We start from the raw sequence: 19,231 nt of genomic DNA on the forward strand, positions 1-19,231 counted from the left end.
AAGACCTGATGGCAGATATCGCCGTCATTTTCCACTGGCGGCCGGTAGAAATGGACGCCATGACAGTACAGGAAATACTGTTATGGCGTGATCAGGCGGCTGCGCGCAGTGGTGGAGATCACTAAATGGCAGACCGCAATTTAAATATCAAGGTGGCTTTTAGCGCCCTGAATAATATGTCCCGCCCTGTCAACGCGGCGCGCCAGAGTGCCGCCGCGTTGGCGTCTCAAATCAACCAGACCAAAACCAGCATTAAAGGGCTTGAGCGTCAGGCGACCAGCTTTGACCGCCTCACCGCAGCCAATAAAAAAACCACGGAACAACTGGCCCAGGCGAAAGAGCAGGCGCGGGAAATGGCGGCGGCTTATGGCCCGCTGCGCCAGCGCAGTGCCGAACAGGTTGCCGCACTCAACCAGCAGCGCGCGGCCATCCGTCAGTTAACCCAGCAGCAGAAAGGCGAACAGACACAGCTTAACCAGCTGCGCGCCAGCTTCTACAGCGAAGGCATTGCGATCAGCAGCGCCAGCCGGGCGACCGAACAGATCAACCAGCGCACCGCGCAGTACAACCGCCAGTTAGCCGAACAGCAGCGACGGCTTGACGCCGTTAACCAGGCGCAGGCCCGCTACAGCCGCGCCAAAGAAACCGGCGAAAAAATGATGGGCGGGGGGATGAAAACCGCCGCCGTGGGTGCGGCAACTCTCGCACCTGTCGCCGCGGCGGTGAAAGCCTACAGCAGCCTTGAAGACGCCATGAAGGGCGTAGCCAAACAGGTAAACGGCCTGCGCGACGATAAAGGCAACCGCACCCCACAATACGAAGAAATGCAGCAGGCCATTAAAGACGCCAGCGAAAAGCTGCCGATGGCAAACGGTGCTGTTGATTATGCTGCCCTGGTCGAAGGCGGCGCACGTATGGGTGTAGCAAACAGCAATGATCCGTGGCAGAAGCAAAAAGCCGATCTGTTGTCTTTCGCCAGCATGGCGGCAAAGGCTTCGGTGGCCTTCGAACTCCCTGCCGATCAGCTTTCCGAAAGCCTCGGAAAAATTGCAGGCCTGTATAACATCCCCGTAAAAAACATTGAGCAGTTAGGCGACGCCATCAACTACCTGGACGATAACGCGAAGTCGAAAGGCTCCGATATTATCGACGTGCTCCAGCGTGTTGGCGGGCTTGCCAATCAACTGGATTACAAGCAAGCCGCCGCGCTGGGTTCCACCTTTCTGACGCTCGGCACCCCTGCCGAAGTTGCCGCCAGCGCCACCAATGCAATGGTGCGCGAACTCTCAATCGCGACGGTTCAGGGTAAAAGCTTCATGCAGGGGCTGGACGCTCTCGGCCTCAGTGCCGAAAAAGTCCAGAAGAGCATGTCGGTGGACGCGATGGGCACAATCATTTCAGTGCTGGAAGCCTCCCAAAAATTGGGCGATAACCAAGTTGCCACTCTTACTCAAATCTTCGGTAAAGAGTTCGGAGACGATGCGCAGAAGCTTGCCAATAAACTGCCTGAACTAAGGCGACAATTAGAGTTAACACAGGGAGTTGCGGCCAAAGGTTCGATGCAAAAGGAATCAGATATCAACAAAGATTCTCTTTCATCACAATGGCAACTCACCAAAACAGGCACCCTTAACGCCTTAAGCGCCGCAGGCGAAACCCTTCGCGATCCGCTGATGGATATCATGCTTACCGTCAGTAAGGTAGTTGGCAGCATCCGCCGCTGGGTTGAAGCTAACCCGGCGTTAGTTGGCTCAATCATGAAAGTTACCGCCGCCATAGGCGCGCTGCTGGTTGTCGTGGGTGGCCTGATGCTGTCCATTGGTGCAGTGCTCGGCCCGATGGCGCTCGTCCGCCTCAGCTTCACCACGCTGGCCGGTGAAGGTGGAATAGCCCGGCTGACTGGCGGCGTGATGCGGCTGGGTGGTGCCTTCCAGTGGCTTGCCGGTTCGCCTATGCAGGCACTGTTAAGCGCCGGTCGCATGGTGTTCGGCCCCCTGATCACACTGCTGGCGGGTATTTCCGCCCCGGTCTGGGGGCTGATCGCACTCTTTGCAGCGGCTGCGGTGGCCGTCATTAAGTTCTGGCAACCCATTCAGGCATTTTTCAGCGGTTTCTTTACTGGCCTGATGGCTGGCCTACAGCCAATCACCCAGGCATTTAACGCCGTGTTTGCACCGCTTGCGCCACTGTTCGACACCATCGGCAACGCGATCAGCGGCGTCTGGGAGTGGTTCACCAAACTGCTGGAACCGATCCAGTTTTCCAGCGAAGCGCTGGCATCCTGCACCAGTGCCGGGGAAACATTCGGCAAGGTGGTAGGTTCTGCTATCAGCGCGCTCACGCTCCCTATTCAGGCGGTTGCCAACGGGCTGGGCTGGATTCTGGAAAAACTGGGCGCCATACCCGACGCCGCGAAAGCTGCGCAGCAGGTAGCCCAGCAAATGACGCCGCAGGCAGTTAACAACCTGGCCGACAGGGTTAGCGCTTTTTCTGGCGATGTGCAGGCGGTAGCGAAGGAGAGCAAAAAAGCCGAAGAGAAGAAAAAAGCCGATGGGCAGAAGAAACAGGACAACCTGATTAATTCGCTCAAAGGCCCGGCCAATATCGTGCCGAAGATGAGCAGCAGCCTGGACAAAATCGCCACCAACACCACAGAGAAGAAAGACGGCCCGGGCGAAATCGTCTTCAAGAATAAGCAACCCTATATCCCGATCCGTGGGGGATATTCTGAACCGCTTAAGCAGGCACAACGCCAGCTACCATCCCTTACCGATTGGGTGACGCAGCAGGCCGGCACGCTGATTTCTTCCGTTACCCCGTGGCAGGTTGAGAAGCCCGCCGCACGGGTGCCCGTTTCGGCGTCGCCGTCTGCGGCTTCCGTCGCTGCGTTAATGCCTGCGCCTGGTGGTGACGTCTATAACCTTAACTTCGACTTTAGCGGCCAGAAACTGGATGAAGAAACCATTATCAGGCGCGTGCGCGAAGAACTTGCGTTAGCGAAGCAGCAAGCCGACCGGCGCAAGCGTTCCCAACTGACCGATCACGTGTAAGGGCAATACGATGATGATGATTCTGGGGATGTTCCCCTTTTCACTGCAAACCACGCCTTATCAGAGTTCGAATAAAACTAACTCCTGGCGGCACGTCAAAAACGATCGCGTGGGGAAATCTCCGCGCTATCAGTTCATCGGGGCAGACGAAGAACCGTTCAGCCTCAGCGGCACGCTGTACCCGGAAATAAGCGGCGGTGATGTGTCTCTAATCACGCTGGAAACAATGGCCTTTTCCGGGCGTCCTTGGCCGTTGATTGAAGGCACCGGAAAGATCTACGGCATGTACGTGATCGAGCAGATAACGCAAAACCGGGCGGAGTTTTTTAAGGACGGAAAGGCAAGGAAAATTGATTTTACGCTCAACCTGAAACGGGTAAGCGAGGACATACGGGAAAAGCTGGCCGAAACGACCACCGACGATCTCTTCTCTCTGGTGAAAAACAACCTTTCAATGTAAGAAAAGCGGGCCTTTGCCCGCTTCCCCTCATGGCGGCACTGCCATAACTGACCGTGCTGCAGCACCGTTAAAAATGACCGTACTCGATACGCATGGCCAGCACGGTTAAAACCGGCAGTGCGTGCCGGAATGAAAAGTTATTCCGGCTTCTCCGGCCAGGTAATATCTGGCGCCTTTGACGTGTCCACTGCCTGCACCGCTTTGATGTAATTCACCCACGTGATTAGGCTGGCCTTGTCTTCATCACTGATAACACCCAACTGTAATTCCGTTTGCCACAGACTGATCGTTGCCTGCGCCTCAAGCAGCAGCGCAGATTTCTGTAGTTCCGCCGCTTCTACGTCAGCCGCGTGCTGCGCTTCGGAGTCTGTCACCCACTCGCTACCGTTCCACGTATCGTATGGCGTGGCAGGTGCCAGCATGGTTGTGCCTTCTGGGTAATCACCAGGCAGCGAAACGATCGCCGCTTCGCCTGTTTCAGTGCTGTATACAGTCTCTCCACGATGATCGGCCACGTATTCCCATGCGGCAAGGTCAGCCGCCCGGCAGATAGCTGAACCTTCTTTAGCCTCGCCTGGTGCGTCAATGCAGGAGTTAGCCGGAAGACCTACGCCCACCGCCAGATATTCAACCGATGATGAAAGATATTCGCGCGTTTCATTGTCGAAGTTAAACACGGTGATATCACCGCCCACAGTAGCCACAAACTCACTATTTAACTTTGCCTGTGTCATTATGCTGCCCTCACGATGTAGTTAAATGCAACGTTGCGTGGGCTACCATCGCCAGATGAACTTCTAACACCGTCACTTGGAATATTCCGCTTCGTGTTATCGGTTGTACCCTTACCATCTTTCCATGAATACAATTGCCCGCCATCACCTTTGCTGACTTGTAACCCAAAAGTATTGTTAACACTCGCCCCAACATCTCCCGACACAAGATTCGGCCCCGTCCACGTTGATAATTCATGAACGTGATCAATAACTGACGCCGCTTTCCAAGATAACAACGCACGACCAGAATCTATCCCACGCCCATCATCCCAACCTCTTAAAAACTCACCGCGCAAATCCGGTAACACTCCAGAAGGGTAAGCCGTCGCCAGTTTCGGATATTTAGCTTTATCGAACGTTGCGCCATTGCACTTAAGCCAGCCTCCTGGCGGGGTTGCCTGCGGCCACGGAAGTGGAAAACCGACCGGGATAAATTTATCAATATCCGCCTCAAGCAAATACTGTGTATGCGGGTCAGTAGCAGCAATATGCGCCGCCATTTGCTGATCAACATAAGCTTTAACCTGGATGATCTGATCATCAACATACTGGCGAGTTGCCAGCACTACCGAAGGGTCTATCTTGAGCGTCACGGCGGCGGTGCTGCTGACGATCAGAATCATGCGCACAACCTGCACGCGCCCGCTGCCCTCCTGCAACTGCGGCTTATAGGTTTCCGCGCAGTTGGCTACAGCAATCATATCGCCATCTTTATCAAACAGACCGATTTCACGGATCCACCACCCGCCCACATCTTCAGGGATCACCTGTTCGGCAATAATCTGGCTGGCGTTGGCTGGGTCTACGCTCAGGGAGTTTAACGGTGCGCGGCGCAGTTCGTGAACCAGCGCCGTTTGTGCCGGGTTCGGCGTCGGCAGCGCGCCGTTACCATCGCCTACGCCCATCTGGGTGATCTCAACCTGCGCACCCAACGCCGTGGCATTTGCCAGTTTCGCCGCCCCCACATTGGTTAGCACGGCATAGTATTTAGTCGCCACTTGCGATCTCCACGGTATCAATTAAATGGATTGCCGCCCCGGTGTAAACATCACCGCCAACGGCTATGGTTTCAGGGAAATACGGGTAAACGGTCAGCGTATCGCCGGAATAACTGGAAGCACCGACATACAGATCGCCGGTTGTTTGCAGGTGCAAAGACATTCCCAGCATATGGCGGCTGCACGGCTTCACATCGGCGATCAGGCGTTCAAGCTCCTGATAGGTTTCCTCACTGATACCCTGATCTTCTACGCCAATATCCAGCGTGAAGGTGCCCGGGTCGGTGTCGATGTTCCACCACTCGTTAACCCGAATGAAGAAGCCGAACGGCTCCACAACCCGGCGCATAGCGCCCGTTGTACCTTTGTATTTATGCAAATAGAAAGCATCAGCAACCGCCTTTCGTTTCGTGCTGGTCGGCCAGGCTTCATCCCAGCGATCGACAGAGAAGGCCCACGCCAGATAGGGCAGCAGGTCAGCCCGGCACGTCCACGGGTTCCACAACTGCCGCAGCGGCACCGGCACTTCACCCAGAGAGGCGCAGACACGCGCGGCGATGCGCTCCATTCTGGTGGCGCTGGGTGGTAACAGGTCATTACTCATCGTAACCGCCCACCGTTATGGTGTATTCGGTGCAATGCGACGCCTGATAGTCGCTCAACACGATATCCGCCATAGGCTGCGCCAGTTCAACGCGCTGAACACCTTCGACGTGCAGGGCGGCGTAGATAGCTGAAAGACGGATATCGCGGCCTAAGCGATTCTGCGCCGCAATATAAGTCTGCAACTGCTCTTCCGATGCCTGCCGGACTGGTTCAGCTTCCGGGCCAGGGTAAATGTAAAGCGTTGCATCAATCTGATACGGCACGATCTCCGCAGACTGTACCGTTACTCTGTCGGCCACCGGGCGCACTTCTTCATCGTTCAGCGCGGCGGCAACCACGGAGATCAGATCATCGCTGGCCGTTCCGTCACCCTCGCGCGACAGCACCGAAATGGTGACGCAGGCAGGCGTAGGACTCACCGCAGAAATATCGGCTACGCGCCCGTCTGCCGAACGCCCCCAAAATTCATACGCCGCCGTTGGCCCTGCCACGCTCAGACCTTCAAACGCCTGTTGCGTGCGCGTGCGTAAATCCGCGTCTGATTCCATATCGGCAGGGATTGGCGGTACTACGCTGTCGTCCTCCGGCGTGACAACCAGGCGATCAACGTCAAAATTAGCAGCCAGCTGATCAAGATCGCTATCCGTGGAGTAAGCCAGCATCACCGCGCGCGCCGCCTCGTTCACCCGCTGGCGTAACAGCAATTCGCGATAGCAATTCTCTTCCAGCAGCATGGTGATCGGCTCCGATTCAAGCTCAAGCGTGCGGGCTATTTCTTCCTGCTCGTCTTCCGGGTACATCGCAATAAATGCCGCTTTGCGCTGCGCGAAAAGCGTTTCGAAGTCCAGCGGTTCAACCACCACGGGCGGCGGAAGCTGCGATAAATCGATCGTGCCGCTCATGCCTGGCCCCTCAATGTGATATCGGCGTTAAATGGTGTCTGGTTGTCGGTACGGTTGGCCTGTATGGTCGCAACCAGCTGACCGGCACCCGGCGCGCTCAGGGTGATACTGGTCAGAGAGATCCGCGGTTCCCATAAATACAGGGCGCTGTAGATGGCAGACATAACGCGCAACTTGGTGATGGCATCATTGACCGGCTGATCGATCAGGTTGAACAGCTGCGAACCATAGGCCCGACGCATCACGCGGGAACCGATCGGCGTCAACAGAATATCGCCAATAGATTGCGCTATATGTTCGTTGTCAGTGATGGCGTGGCCGGAATTGGCATTCATGCCGCTGTAGCGGACTGTGCTCATACCGGGCCACCTGTATTACTGCCACCGGACTGAACGCCGTTATGCTTATGCAGGTGGACAACGACACTATTAGACGAAAGCGATCCGCCTGAATGGTTAATGTTGCCCTTCATTTCCCCGCCTTTTTGCACTTCCAGCGTGGCGGTGATCAGCTTGTTGGTGCAGACCACTTCCGGCGTGTCCAGGGTAATGCGGGTGTCTGCCTTGACCGTTACCACTGGCACGGTGGCGGTAATGGATTCCGAGGCGGTAACATCTGCCGTTTTCACTCCGCTGACAACCAGTGCGCTGGCTTTTGGGTCATATAAAAACTTTGCGCCATCTGGGTGCAGGGTCACGCGGGTGGTTTCGCCTTTATCTGGCGGTGGTGAGCCTTCGCTGTAGAGACTCCCGCCAATGAATGCCGTTTCCATTTCACCGCAGGGGCAGAAAATAAAAACCTGCTCGCCCACTGTCGGCGCCCACCACGTCACGGCTTCGCCAGCACGCTCTACACCCCAACGGATCCAGTCTGTTTTGTTCTCGCCTGTTTCAACGCGCGCAAGATATCTTTCCTCGTCCACATCCAGCACAGTGCCAATGCGAACAAGATTGCAAATAAGGCGGTAGAGTTCGTTTAAATTCATAATTCTGACTGTTTCCCGTGGTGCCGGTTACGCTGTCCGGCGTCGCTTCCACCCGGTAGCAGGTTTTACGACCGTTTCGGCTCATGGGTTATGCAGTCAGTATCAGGAGTCGCGCGCGCGCAGACAACGCGGCGCCATTGTGGCGGATTGGTGACAATCAAATATCTTGCATGAAGGCTACAACGGTATCGGCCAGCCAGTCTAAATCCCCCTCGGTCATGCCCAGAAGCTCACGCACCGGATAACGCGCGCGGGCACCCGGCACCACGTTATCGACTTCACCGTACTGGTGGACGTTGGCGATCTCGGCGGTATGCCCCTGAAAGCCAACCACCGCCATGCTGCCCGTACCATACGCCTTAAGAAAACGCGCGGTGCGCAGCTTGCGGAACATCGGATCTTTTCTGGTGCGGTTCTGCTTTGACTGGTTGAGATTGATTTCGATATAGCGCTGGATATCGCGCTTATAGAACGTGCGCAGTGCACCGCGATCCACGTCATAGCCGGTTATTGCGCGGTGTTCTCCCCTGCCCGTGGTTCGCCAGTTGCGTAGCTCCCTGGCTTCATCGTTCCATATGAATTTAATCCCGCCCTGGGTGCGCAGGATTTTGCGGCGGCGGGACTGATAGCTTTCACCGCTGGGGTTCTTCTGGCTGGCGATGCGCTTTTGCTGGCGCTTGCGCAGCCCGATCGCAACGTCGCGCGTCAGCTTGCGGCGGTGGCCTGGCGAAAGCTGCGCGGCCACGTTGGCTAACCAGTCGTCTAACTGCTGGAAGAGGGGATCGGTTTGTTGTCCTGCCATGTTTCGCCACTGACCTCATCTTTAAACACCAGTGACCACGCGCCAACTTCCGGCCCCGGCGCAGGGTCAGCGCGGTGACTGGTGACTATTTCGCCATCTTCACGGGTGACGATCACCGCTTCATCAGCCTGAATCTGGATCAGCACGTCCATCGTGCTGTTACTCAGGATATCGGCTTCGAATGTTATGCCGTTCTGCTGCCTGTCCGGGTTAAACAACAGATCAGGCTGATATAACCGCGCCCACGCCAGCACCGGCACGCTGATAGTATCCAGCGAATACGGGTAATCCATCACCAGCACTTCCAGCGTATAGCGATACTCAAACGCCGCCGCCCGCTGGCCGGTGCTGACCATCCGGCCTTTACGCAGGTAAACCGCCAGATTATCGGGATTCTCACGCAGCCAGGGAACGTGCTGGCTTATCATCTGGCGCAGCAAATCGGGTTTAAGCATTACTTATTCCTCCCGGATTTAACCGCATCATACGCAGCCTCACAGGCTAACCCTCTGGCCCTTGCTTCGTCAGCCTGTCTTGCCAGTTCCCCCGCTCGCTCGTCAGCCCGTCTAAACAGGTCGGCAAGCAATACGGCACCGCTGGTTTTTGCCTCGCTTCTGCCGGGAGTTCCGGCACCGCAGGCGCGTTCACGTTCTGCCAGTTGCCTGGCGAGTTCGTCGGCCTTGTCGTGCAGCCCACGAGAAGCAGCACTGGCACGATCGGCAGCAGCCTGCACGCCAGCCAGCTGCTGGCTGGCTTGTTTTCTGATCGCATCAATTTCATCCTGTCGGCGTTGTTCTTCTGCCCTGGCTTCTGCCTGTCGCTGCGCCAGCGCAGTGGCGTCGCTCGCATCACGCTGCGCCCATTCTTCACGCCAGCGCTGATCGGCATCACCATAACCGGCGCTGTAACGCCAGTGGCTGAAACCCCAGACGACAGCAGCAGCCAGCACAAGGCAAGCAATCACCTTCCAGCGTGACAACCCCATTTCAAAACCCCTCGCCAGCTCGCACCGTCATTACTGAACGTGCTGCAGCACTGTCAAAAATGACCGCACTCGATACGCACGGCCAGCACGGTTAAAAATGATCTGCACCGTTAACATCACGCCGGATAATCGGCGTAAGGTAGCTGGAAGTGCGGGCCGTCTTTAAGCGTCTTCCAGTCGCCGCCCCACTCCACCGGAATGCCCAGATTTTTACCCGCCTGTTTAAACGCCTGGGAAATCTGCTGGTAATACTCCCAATCCCACGAACCGGCAGGCGTTGGGTATGCGAAAACATCAACAGCATGGCCGGAAATATGGCGGCTGTTCATGGTCTGGCTTTTGCCTTCTGCAACCAGCTGCTTTTGACGCTCAACGGTGCGCAGCCCTTCCGTGATACCGAAATCGACCGGCGATAATTGCAGGGCCAGCCTGACCACTTTCACCAGATCAGGGTGTACGCCCCGCAGGTTATTTTCACTTCGTTGGCTAAACTTAAAATCACTCATCGCCTTTCATCCCTCCGATACGGTTTTCGATAAACCCGGTAACTTTGTTGCGGACTTTATCCGCACCCATAAATCCGATTGAGGCACCCACGAACGTTACGGCGTTGGACGGAAGCCCCAGATATTCCAGCGAACCGGCCACGGCAAGCGTGACAAGCCCACATACCAGCGAACCGGTGGCGGTTTTAAGCAAAGACTGCCCATCGTAGAGGCTCATAAGCGCCGAAATACTCAGCGCCGCACCAGCCGCAAACAGGGTCGGCAGATAAGTAGCGATCCATTTCATTGTTTGTTCGAATAATCCCGGTGGTGTGTCGTGCATACCATCCCCCTTAATCCCATAGCTGCACTGTTTCGCGCTGGGCTGGCGGTTGGATCTCTGGCAGGTAAACAACCTGCCCGGCTTGTAACTCAGTGGCGGCTGAAATGCCCTTATTGGCATCGATCACCGCCTCGGTAACACCTGCTGTTCTGCCGTAGTAGCGCCAGCAAAGCAGGTCGATCGTGTCGTTCTGCTGCGCCCGAACGTTCATTACACCAACTCCGCCAGGCCCCGGCTTTCGTCCTGGATATCACGGATTGACCAGCGCACATCGCGCCATAACGTATCGATCTGCGTACTCAACGCCGCCGCGTGGTCTTCGCCCTTACTGGTGGTGTCGATATCGCGGTAGCCCTCAATCAGCAGCGCCTTAGTGAGCGAGTAAACAGCGTTTTTATATCGCCATACCTTCACGGAAGTGCCATTCACCGGACTGGCCGGGATTGAAGCCAATGACTCATAGCCCGCATCAAGCTGCACCTGGCGCCACAGGAAAAGCTGATCGTTAACATGGCTCACCGCTTCGATAGTTCGCGACATAAGACGATCGGTAGTTACCTGCCCGTCAAGACGCATCGCGCGGCGCAATTCGGCCAGCGAAATGACCGGCCAGAATGGCAGGCTCTCGACTTTCGCCCCGCCATCATCCGGCACGGGATCGGATGGTGGCCTTACTGGCTCAGTGGCGACCAGGCTCATGATCTCTACTCCGTAAAAGTCAGGCGGTGGACGGCAGGACGAAGACGCGGCGTTGCCTGTTTTCGCCTGCCGTGCCGCCTGGGTGCGCGGGGGCACGTTCGGTTATGACGCCGCCTTCTGGCGGGTGGTCGATGTTTTTTTCTTCGCTGCGGCGCTGCCTTTGGTCGCTGGCTTTTTGGTTTTCCGCGTCGTTTTTGGCGGCGCTGGCGGCGGCGTCACCTGCGTTTCGGCAATTGTTACCGTTGGCTGTCCGCCTGTGCCGTCACCGTCACCGTCACCGTCAGCAGGCTGGCCGGACTTCTTAAGCGCACGCTGTAGAAGCTCAATATCACGGGTTACGCCTGCCTTTTTCGGGTTCAACAGTGCCGCCTGGCGCAGGTATTCAACCGCAGCCGTGAGCGATTCAACGTTGTCAGTCAGGCGCAGCGTATAGCCCAGCGCTTTAAGCAACTTTGAACGCACCTGATCCGGCATATCTTCGTTTTGGGTTAAGCCCCGTAACGCTTCCAGCAGGTCAGCGACGACCGGCGCAACTGCCGGGTTAGCCTTGAACGCCGCCAGAATGGGATCGCAAATCTCTTCCACCAGTACGGTGGCAGTGGTTCGCTTGTACTGATCCGGCATAGGCAACTTATGGTGCAAGACGTACTGACCAATACGCAGGGCTTCGGCGATGTTTCCGCAGTCGCAGCACCAGATCATGACGGTGGTTAACACGTCGTCAGACTGGCCCGAGTCCACCGCAAGCACACCCTCAACCCACGGCTGGTAATTCGGCAGCAGTTCGCGCTTTAAATCCGCTTTAGCCTTCTGGGACTGGACACGGCTCAAACGGGCTTTATCCAGTCGCAGGCGGTGAAGCATGGTTTCGTAGGCCGTCATTTCAGACTGCGACGGCTCACGGCTGGCATGGCGGCGTTCTGCCATCACGCGGTTAAAATGCTGTTGAGCAGGTGTCAACATGATGCCCCCAAAGCGGCCAGCACTTAGCTGGCCTGTGCTGTTTTATGGTGCCGGTGCTGGTTCTGCGGCGGTGATACCTTCGATCAGACAGCCGTAGCCGTAGTCCTCAATGACATAGGCATCATTTGACGAACTGTAGGTAGACACGCGGTTGTATTCCGGCTCTTCCACGATACGGCGACGGTGCGCACCTTCTTGCCAGTAAATTGACAGGTTTTCCCATGAAGTGATGAACATGCTGCCATCAGGGAAGAAAGGCGCGATAAACGAAGGCAGGTTGCCGATCGTCTTACGCGATGCAATCAACTGACCGGCCAGCGCTTCGGAGTTCGGGTTACTGGTGCTGACGGCGTTGATAATCGGGAACGAACGGCTAACCGTCAGGTTACGCCCGGTGATCACCACCAGATTAGGCGAGTCTTTGTACCACTCATCCATAAGTGAGTTAACGGCGTCATAAACGATTGAGTCGTAGTTACCGTAATCACCTTTCGCGATCACCTGGTTGGTATCGTCACGGCTGGTCACGGTGATATCTTTCATCACGCGCTGCGCCGCGTTCGCACGGTACTGCTGAAGCCAGCCGATACCACAATCCTGCAACAGCGGATTGGCGGCACGGTCTGACTTATCAGCGTAACTGGTGCCGTTAAAGCCGATCATGATGCGATCAAGCGCAATACGCTGAATGATCTGATTACTCAGACGCTGCTGGAAATCCGGGAATTTTGCCCAGGCATCCAACTGCGGGTAAGAAGCGAAGGTATCGGCGTTCACCTTGTTACAGGTGTATTTATTCGAATCCAGCGCCGAAACAGAAACAGGCTGACGCCGATCCGTTGTGGAATTGTTGGTACTGGAAATCGGGCCGCTAACGCCCAGGCCGATTTTTTCACCGGACTGATCATTAACCCCGTAGATATTAATCAGTTTCAGCATTTCGGAAGACTGCTGCACCTTGTCTTCAAGCGTCTGCTCAACGCTCGGATCAATGCTGAACGACTTTGTTACGTGGGATTTGTTGATGTGATTAAGCTCGGCTTGTCGCTCAAGATACGCATCAAACAATTCACGGGTAGAATTACGCATAGTTTTATTTCCTGTCCTGTTCCTTCGTTACTGGCGGCGATCAGCAGTCAGCAAGCTGGGCGTTAGTCTTCTCCGCGCCGGTCGCTTCCGGGCGGCGGTATTGGCTGGCGTCCTGGGTAGAAAGCTGCGCTTTCAACTCGTCGAACTCGCCGCGCAACTTCTCCGCCGCATTGGCGGCTTTCTGGCTCTTAAGCAGATCGGCGCTCAGTTTTTCCACCTTGTCCAACAGTGCGCCCTGGCTTTCCGCGACCAGTTCAACCGCCTGGCGGATATCGCCATTTTCACGATCGAAGTGCTGGCGGGTGCCGGTGAGCATTTCCTTGACGCGGGAAAAGAAATTCTTTCCGGCGTCAGAGGCTGGCGGTACTTCCTGCGCAAATTCAAGGGATGATTCCAGGGTTTCAGTGAAGAAGCATTCCGGCGCGGTATGACGCGCAGCCAGAGGACTGGCGCTGGCGTTCTGGGCGCAGAACTTCATCATTTCAGTGCCCAGGCTCGCCGGGTTATCCGTACAGGCCAACCCCATAAGGTAGGCTTTTCCGGTATCGGCAAAGGACGGATGCACCTCAATGCTGTGATAGATTTTCTGGCGCTTGCCTTTCAGCTCTACCAGTTCGTCCGTGGCGTCCACCTTCACCAGAAGCGCCAACTTGCCCTTTAACTGGCCTTCGGCAACTTCTTCATACTTCGTTTCAGCAACGTCGCCGTAAGCGCGAAAATCACTATTTGGAGACCAGCCTAAAATGTGTTCCAGATTGACGCGGGCGCCATAGACCTGGGGATCGTACTGCTCGGCCATTTCGATAATGTGCTGACGTTCCAGCACTCGGCCATCACAGGTTGCGCCTTCGACTGCGACGCGGAAAAAATTTGTCATTGGCATGGTGACAAAGCTCCGGGGTTGGTAAGCGATTGATATTAACCAGTGCCCCAATCATTCCCTTTGCGGCCGGAAGTCGCAAAGCCTTCACTTTGTCGGACTCAGGCGACAACAAGCAGCGATATTGTTGCGCGCGCGGGCGCGATAGCCTGTTGCCATGAATACAGCCGATGACCTCAGCACAAAAGCCAAAAGCCTCTACTGGCAGGCGTTTAGCATCACTCAGATTTCAAAGGAAATCGGGGTGAGCATTAACACGATCTACAGCTGGCGCCGTCGCTATGAGTGGGATAAAGCCACCCCCATGCAGCGGGTGCAGGATCGCACGCATGTTCGCTACTTGCGTCTGGTGGAAAAAGACGAAAAGACCCCGAAGGACTTCAAAGAAATTGACCTGCTGGCGCGCCAGCTTGACCGTTTCGAACGGCACGAGCGGCGCGACCAGGAGAAAGAGCAAAAGGCGAAGACGCCGAAAAACCATTTCACCGAAGAGCAGATAACCCAGCTTCGTGCCCTAGTCTTTGATTCGCTCTACGAGCATCAAAAACGCTGGTTCAAACAGTGGAACCGGCGAAACCGTTTTATCCTCAAATCGCGCCAGATTGGTGCCACCTGGTACTTTGCCCGCGAAGCGCTGTTGCGGGCGCTGGAAACCGGGAATAACCAGATTTTCCTGTCCGCCAGCCGCGCGCAGGCGTTCCAGTTCAAGCGGTTTATTCAGAAGCTGGCAAGGGAAATAGGGGTAGAACTTAAAGGCGGTGATGCCATCGAGTTAAGCAACGGTGCGATCCTGTATTTTCTCGGCACCTCTGCCGCGACGGCACAGAGTTATACCGGCGATCTGTATCTGGATGAAGCCTTCTGGATCAGCAACTTCATCAAACTCCGCTCAGTCGCCGCAGGTATGGCGACGCAAAAAGGGCTTCGCCGCACCTACTTTTCGACGCCTTCCAGTGAAGAACATGAAGCCTATCCTTTCTGGACTGGCGATCAGTTCAATAAATCCCGCCCGCGCGCCGATCGGGTGGATATCGACACCAGTCATAAGGCACTGAAAAACGGCAGGCTTGGCGGGGATAACATCTGGCGCCAGATGGTTACGCTGGAAGACGCAATGAAGCTCGGTTTCGATCGGGTGGATATTGATGAAATCCGAAGCGAAAACTCCCTTGACGAATACGCCAACCTGTACGGCTGTACGTTCGTTAAAGCCGGGGAACGCGCCTTCGACTACAACGCAATTCTGGGCTGCGGGGTGGATGGCTACATGCCAGACGCGTGGCCGGACTGGAACCCGTTTGCACCCCGTCCGCTGGGTAATCGCCCTGTCTGGGTGAGCTACGACCCCAACGGCAGCAGCGGCAAAGGCGACAGCGCCGGGCTGGTTGTGCTGGCTCCGCCAGCCGTACCGGGCGGCAAATTCCGCGCGGTTGAGCGTCACCAGCTGCGTGGCATGGAGTACGAAGAACAGGCCAATTTCATCAAGGAGATCACCACCCGCTATAACGTGCAGCACATCGCTATCGACGGCACGGGGATCGGTGATGCCGTTTATCAACTGGTGCTTAAGTTCTTCCCGCAGGCCGTCAAATACAACTATTCACCGGTTCTTAAGCGTTCGATGGTGCTCAAAATGCTGATGGTCATCCGTGCCGGGCGCTTTGAGTTCGACGCCGGAATGATGGATCTCGCACAGTCGTTCATGACCGTGCGTAAAGTCGCTGCTGGCGGCGTTATTACTTACCAGTCCGATCGCGCCCGCGACAGCAATCATGGCGATCTGGCCTGGGCAACAATGCAGGGCATTTACAACGAACCGATCGGCGCGGAAGTGACCGGCGATAACGGCAGTTTTGTGGAGGAGTTTTAATTGAGCGGCAAAAAGAAATTCAGGGCGCCAACTGCTGCGCCAGCCAGCACGGCCACCAACGTGGCTACCCCGCTGGAAAGTGTGGAATCATTCAGCTTTGGCGACCCGATCACAGTCAACGATCGCGCGTCGCTTATGGAATGCCTCGAATGCCACAACAATGGCCGCTGGTATGAACCGCCTGTTAGCCCCTACGGACTGGCGCGCATGTTCGACGTTGCCGCATACCACCAGTCACCGCTGATATTCAAACGCAATGTTATCGCCAGCTGCTACATACCGCACCCGCTGTTAACCCGGCAGGAGTTCACCGCCTGGGTGCAGGACTATTTGATTTTCGGTAACTGTTACATGGAATGCCGCCGCAACCGGTTAGGTCAGCCTATCGAGCTGCGGCACAGCCAGGCGAAATATACGCGACGCGGCATAGACCCGGCGCAGTTCTGGTTTGTTCCGCGCTACGTTGACGATCACGCGTTCGAACCGGGCAGCGTCTGCCAGATAAAGAACCCCAGCCCGCACCAGGAGATTTACGGCGCGCCGGAATACCTGGCCGCGCTGCAAAGCGCTATGTTGAACGGTGAAGCAACGGTATTCCGCCGCAACTATTATATTAACGGCAGTCATGCGGGCGTTATCGTCTATCTCACTGACCCGGTGGCGAATAACAACGATGTGGAGAAGCTCAAGAAGTCGCTGAAAGATGCACGCGGCAACGGTGCTTTTAAAAACCTGTTTGTCTACGCGGCGGGCGGAAAAAAGGACGGTCTACAAATCATGCCATTCAGCCAAGTGGCCGCGAAGGATGAATTTACCGGCATCAAAGACGCCACCCGCGACGACCTGTTAGCCGCGCATCGCGTGCCACCCGTGCTTATGGGTGTAATGCCGAATAACTCCGGTGGCTTTGGTGACGTTGAGAAAGCGGCGAAAGTGTTTTCTATCAACGAACTGTCGCCGATACAGGAAAGCCTGAAAGAGTTAAACGACTGGCTGGGGATCGACGTGGTGCGGTTCAACCCTTACGCACTATTGCAGGCAGCGATCTGACGCCACCCCGGACACAACCAGCACCACCGTGAAGCGGCCAGCACGGCCGCAAATGACCAAACCGCACGTAAGCCCCTCAGCAGCCCGCTGGCAGGGGCTTTTCTTTTGCCTCAACCCACGCCACCGAACGGAAAACGACGCAGCAGCGAGGCGGAGCGGCGCGAAATGCGGCGCAGATGATGCACACCCTATCCCACCCCTCGGCGCGCGCTCATTCCCCCGCCTCGCCCGCACGCAGAAACCCCGCTTTTTTGTGCAAATGTGCAGACCACCAGAAGGCCCGCCCCGCCTGGTCTGCCCCGATAAAACTACAGTCAAATAATTTGTGCATTTCAATGCAGATTTATGCGTTGTTTTTGTGCAAATAAAAAAGGGCCGCAATGGCCCTCTTCAAGAATGATTAAGACGATGGGGGCGCCCCGCTTCCGCGAGGCATAAAAGTAGGCGAAAGGGTTGTTGACCCAGAGCGATCAACCTCTTCTTTTGCTTTAAATTGGGAATACGTATCGGTATCGAAAAATGAAATCCCTTCAATTTCGTCCTTCGGAACTAACGTTCTAAAGTCAGCCAAAGTTAATGGTCCACCATTAAGCCCGCCTACAATTCCGCTATCGATGTAATGTCTTTTGTAGTTCGTCGTTACAGTGATAGTAAGGGTGTCCTTATCACGATATCCACTCAAAAGGGGAAGAAGCTGCAAATAGTCCGCTTTCCCATGTTCGAATTTTGGACAATCCACGATACCCACATAAAATTTTCGTGACCCAAGAGTAATGATCACTGGAAACTTTCTTACTGCGGCTTCAATTAGCAGGCTCTCAAGCGGGTCGTGATGCACGGCTTTAACAAGAGCATCGATTCGACGATCTTCATCGTGGCAAACATACCAGCGCATAAGATGCCCAAACGCCCATGCCAAAAACATGGAAGTAACGCCGAAAAATGCAAATTTGAAATCTGCAAATTTGAATTGTTCCGCAGGGGAAAGAGGGAAAACGCGCTTGATAGAATCTTGTTCGATAAAATCATGGGCAAGAAGAAAATTATACGCCCATCGGAAAAGCCCTAACACGCTGAGGAAAGAGCATAACATCCAAGCAACTAAGGTAAACAGCACACCCCAAGCCGCTACATAAAAATAAGCGTCCCAACCTTCGGAACGCTTAAATATGTATCTTGCAGATAATGATCGGGTCACATACAGATAACCGCTAATCAGGGCTATAGCCAAGATAATTGTATTCATTAACCTTTTTTTCCGCCCTCTTCCTTGATATCTCCGAGCTTTTCAATCTGACGAGCAATAGCTTTCACTACTTCAGCATCGTTAAGGTTCAGAGAAACATGTCCATCGCGGCTGATGGTATAGCTGTCTTTGTTGTCCTTCAGAGCCTTGGTCAGTCGCTCCCTTGAACTGAACATAGCGCCGGACAATGGCAATCCAAATGCAAATGACATATCCGCCTCCTTTTGTTAGGCCTCGAATCCAGAAAAATCACTCAAAACAGTAGGATAAAGAGATAGCAAAACTTTGCTTGCTATCTTCCGCACTCTTAGGGTGCTTGAATGTGTCAACTAGACACGTTATGTATAGTAAAGCATGAACCATATCAACCGTTTTTGCAGTATGTGTTCATATTATTAAGACACCATACAACATCTAGTGTTCCGCTTCATTTCCAAGCACAATCAACCCCCACTATCTACCTCATTCAAAGCCACCATGATCGCCAGCCTTTCAGCAGGAGGGAGCGCCGCATATTTCGCGCGCCAGCGCTCAACTTTGCGCTTAATGCGGTGCCGATCGTTGTAGTCTTTCCCGGCAAACGCGTGAGAATACGCGCGCCCTTCCGGGTAGTTCATCCAGATTTTTTCTGTTCGCACGCCGCCGCGCGTCATCGCCTGAAATTCTTTGCTGCGCCAGCCCGCTAACCGTTCGTCATACAGCTGCGACGGGTAGCCGGACAGAATGACAGAAACGTTATCCGGCAGACTGACCAGGCAGGACAATAGCCGCTCATGGTCTGCAACCGTATATTCATGACGATAGCGGGCGTTTCCAGTGCGGGTTTCAGGCAGGTACGGCGGATCAACGTACAACAGCACGCGGCTGGTTACTGGAAGATCAGCAAAATTGAAACCTTCCAGAGAATCAACCGCATCATCATTTACTAACTCACAGAATGCTGGCGCAACCCGTGCAAAGTCTTCCAACGTCTGGGGATCAATATCAATCCCAATATTGTGCATAGCTGGCGGCTTACGCAGCATCACCGCCCCGCCCCCGA

General features: G+C 55.2%; 24 protein-coding genes. 5 read left to right on the forward strand and 19 right to left on the reverse strand.

Annotated features, from left to right (window positions below):
• The first annotated feature begins 8 nt into the window (after window positions 1-8).
• From CJP72_RS04500 to CJP72_RS04510, 3 genes are read left to right on the forward strand one after another with little or no spacing between them, the layout of a single operon-like run.
• The gene (locus tag CJP72_RS04500; protein WP_000763324.1) at window positions 9-125 is read left to right on the forward strand and encodes a GpE family phage tail protein; all 117 of its coding nucleotides are present in this window, start codon (window positions 9-11) and stop codon (window positions 123-125) included.
• Window positions 126-3,050 carry a phage tail tape measure protein gene (locus CJP72_RS04505; protein WP_162379699.1) on the forward strand — a complete coding sequence of 975 codons (2,925 nt, stop codon included), beginning with the start codon at window positions 126-128 and terminating at the stop codon, window positions 3,048-3,050.
• Window positions 3,051-3,060: 10 nt separating this feature from the next.
• Complete coding sequence (locus tag CJP72_RS04510) at window positions 3,061-3,510, forward strand: phage tail protein (protein WP_162379700.1); 450 nt, start codon at window positions 3,061-3,063, stop codon at window positions 3,508-3,510.
• A gap of 137 nt (window positions 3,511-3,647) precedes the next feature.
• Here the strand turns inward: CJP72_RS04510 and CJP72_RS04515 are convergent, their stop codons facing one another.
• The 16 genes from CJP72_RS04515 to CJP72_RS04590 all read right to left on the reverse strand — a co-directional run bounded on the left by CJP72_RS04515 (window position 3,648) and on the right by CJP72_RS04590 (window position 14,026).
• On the reverse strand, window positions 3,648-4,244 hold the full coding sequence (locus CJP72_RS04515) for a tail fiber assembly protein (RefSeq protein ID WP_162379701.1): 597 nt from the start codon (window positions 4,242-4,244) through the stop codon (window positions 3,648-3,650).
• Window positions 4,244-5,284, reverse strand: a complete 1,041-nt coding sequence (locus CJP72_RS04520; RefSeq protein ID WP_162379702.1) for a phage tail-collar fiber domain-containing protein — start codon at window positions 5,282-5,284, stop codon at window positions 4,244-4,246. The genes CJP72_RS04515 and CJP72_RS04520 overlap by 1 nt, the downstream gene beginning before the upstream one ends.
• A complete protein-coding gene (locus tag CJP72_RS04525) occupies window positions 5,274-5,888 on the reverse strand; it encodes a phage tail protein I (protein ID WP_162379703.1) in 615 nt (204 codons plus the stop codon). The genes CJP72_RS04520 and CJP72_RS04525 overlap by 11 nt, the downstream gene beginning before the upstream one ends.
• A complete protein-coding gene (locus tag CJP72_RS04530; protein ID WP_162379704.1) occupies window positions 5,881-6,792 on the reverse strand; it encodes a baseplate assembly protein in 912 nt (303 codons plus the stop codon). The genes CJP72_RS04525 and CJP72_RS04530 overlap by 8 nt, the downstream gene beginning before the upstream one ends.
• Window positions 6,789-7,151: a GPW/gp25 family protein gene (locus tag CJP72_RS04535; RefSeq protein WP_162379705.1), complete on the reverse strand. Its 363-nt coding sequence runs from the start codon at window positions 7,149-7,151 to the stop codon at window positions 6,789-6,791. Before CJP72_RS04535 ends, CJP72_RS04530 begins: the two co-directional genes overlap by 4 nt.
• Window positions 7,148-7,777, reverse strand: a complete 630-nt coding sequence (locus CJP72_RS04540; protein WP_162379706.1) for a phage baseplate assembly protein V — start codon at window positions 7,775-7,777, stop codon at window positions 7,148-7,150. The genes CJP72_RS04535 and CJP72_RS04540 overlap by 4 nt, the downstream gene beginning before the upstream one ends.
• A 157-nt stretch (window positions 7,778-7,934) precedes the next feature.
• Window positions 7,935-8,579: a phage virion morphogenesis protein gene (locus CJP72_RS04545; protein WP_162379707.1), complete on the reverse strand. Its 645-nt coding sequence runs from the start codon at window positions 8,577-8,579 to the stop codon at window positions 7,935-7,937.
• The gene (locus tag CJP72_RS04550; protein ID WP_162379708.1) at window positions 8,540-9,034 is read right to left on the reverse strand and encodes a phage tail protein; all 495 of its coding nucleotides are present in this window, start codon (window positions 9,032-9,034) and stop codon (window positions 8,540-8,542) included. Before CJP72_RS04550 ends, CJP72_RS04545 begins: the two co-directional genes overlap by 40 nt.
• Complete coding sequence (locus CJP72_RS04555; protein WP_162379709.1) at window positions 9,034-9,564, reverse strand: DUF2514 family protein; 531 nt, start codon at window positions 9,562-9,564, stop codon at window positions 9,034-9,036. Before CJP72_RS04555 ends, CJP72_RS04550 begins: the two co-directional genes overlap by 1 nt.
• A 116-nt stretch (window positions 9,565-9,680) precedes the next feature.
• The gene (locus CJP72_RS04560; RefSeq protein ID WP_162379710.1) at window positions 9,681-10,070 is read right to left on the reverse strand and encodes a M15 family metallopeptidase; all 390 of its coding nucleotides are present in this window, start codon (window positions 10,068-10,070) and stop codon (window positions 9,681-9,683) included.
• Window positions 10,063-10,392: a phage holin, lambda family gene (locus CJP72_RS04565; protein WP_162379711.1), complete on the reverse strand. Its 330-nt coding sequence runs from the start codon at window positions 10,390-10,392 to the stop codon at window positions 10,063-10,065. The genes CJP72_RS04560 and CJP72_RS04565 overlap by 8 nt, the downstream gene beginning before the upstream one ends.
• A gap of 10 nt (window positions 10,393-10,402) precedes the next feature.
• Window positions 10,403-10,603, reverse strand: coding sequence for a tail protein X (locus CJP72_RS04570; protein WP_162379712.1), 201 nt, complete (start codon window positions 10,601-10,603; stop codon window positions 10,403-10,405).
• Complete coding sequence (locus CJP72_RS04575) at window positions 10,603-11,091, reverse strand: head completion/stabilization protein (RefSeq protein ID WP_162379713.1); 489 nt, start codon at window positions 11,089-11,091, stop codon at window positions 10,603-10,605. The genes CJP72_RS04570 and CJP72_RS04575 overlap by 1 nt, the downstream gene beginning before the upstream one ends.
• A gap of 102 nt (window positions 11,092-11,193) precedes the next feature.
• The gene (gpM, locus tag CJP72_RS04580; RefSeq protein ID WP_162379714.1) at window positions 11,194-12,054 is read right to left on the reverse strand and encodes a phage terminase small subunit; all 861 of its coding nucleotides are present in this window, start codon (window positions 12,052-12,054) and stop codon (window positions 11,194-11,196) included.
• Between the two features lie 42 nt (window positions 12,055-12,096).
• Complete coding sequence (locus tag CJP72_RS04585; protein WP_162379715.1) at window positions 12,097-13,143, reverse strand: phage major capsid protein, P2 family; 1,047 nt, start codon at window positions 13,141-13,143, stop codon at window positions 12,097-12,099.
• A 40-nt stretch (window positions 13,144-13,183) separates the two neighbouring features.
• Entirely contained in the window at window positions 13,184-14,026 is an 843-nt protein-coding gene (locus CJP72_RS04590) for a GPO family capsid scaffolding protein (RefSeq protein ID WP_162379716.1), read from the reverse strand.
• A 154-nt stretch (window positions 14,027-14,180) separates the two neighbouring features.
• Here CJP72_RS04590 and CJP72_RS04595 point away from each other — a divergent pair, with 154 nt between their 5' ends.
• Both CJP72_RS04595 and CJP72_RS04600 read left to right on the forward strand, forming a co-directional pair.
• Window positions 14,181-15,893 (forward strand): terminase large subunit domain-containing protein, encoded by a 1,713-nt coding sequence (locus CJP72_RS04595; RefSeq protein WP_162379717.1) that lies wholly within the window; start codon window positions 14,181-14,183, stop codon window positions 15,891-15,893.
• Window positions 15,894-16,943: a phage portal protein gene (locus tag CJP72_RS04600; protein WP_162379718.1), complete on the forward strand. Its 1,050-nt coding sequence runs from the start codon at window positions 15,894-15,896 to the stop codon at window positions 16,941-16,943. It abuts the gene before it with no gap.
• A gap of 400 nt (window positions 16,944-17,343) precedes the next feature.
• On the opposite strand, the gene CJP72_RS04605 is transcribed toward CJP72_RS04600, so the two are convergent.
• The 3 genes from CJP72_RS04605 to CJP72_RS25400 form a co-directional block, all read right to left on the reverse strand.
• Window positions 17,344-18,189, reverse strand: a complete 846-nt coding sequence (locus tag CJP72_RS04605; RefSeq protein ID WP_162379719.1) for a hypothetical protein — start codon at window positions 18,187-18,189, stop codon at window positions 17,344-17,346.
• The gene (locus CJP72_RS04610) at window positions 18,189-18,401 is read right to left on the reverse strand and encodes a hypothetical protein (RefSeq protein ID WP_162379720.1); all 213 of its coding nucleotides are present in this window, start codon (window positions 18,399-18,401) and stop codon (window positions 18,189-18,191) included. The genes CJP72_RS04605 and CJP72_RS04610 overlap by 1 nt, the downstream gene beginning before the upstream one ends.
• Before the next feature lie 231 nt (window positions 18,402-18,632).
• A partial coding sequence (locus tag CJP72_RS25400; protein ID WP_162379721.1) for a DNA adenine methylase occupies window positions 18,633-19,231 on the reverse strand: 599 nt, incomplete at its 5' end.

The sequence above is a fragment of the Citrobacter sp. NCU1 genome, from assembly GCF_010231475.1.
Taxonomy (GTDB): Bacteria; Pseudomonadota; Gammaproteobacteria; order Enterobacterales; family Enterobacteriaceae; genus Citrobacter_D.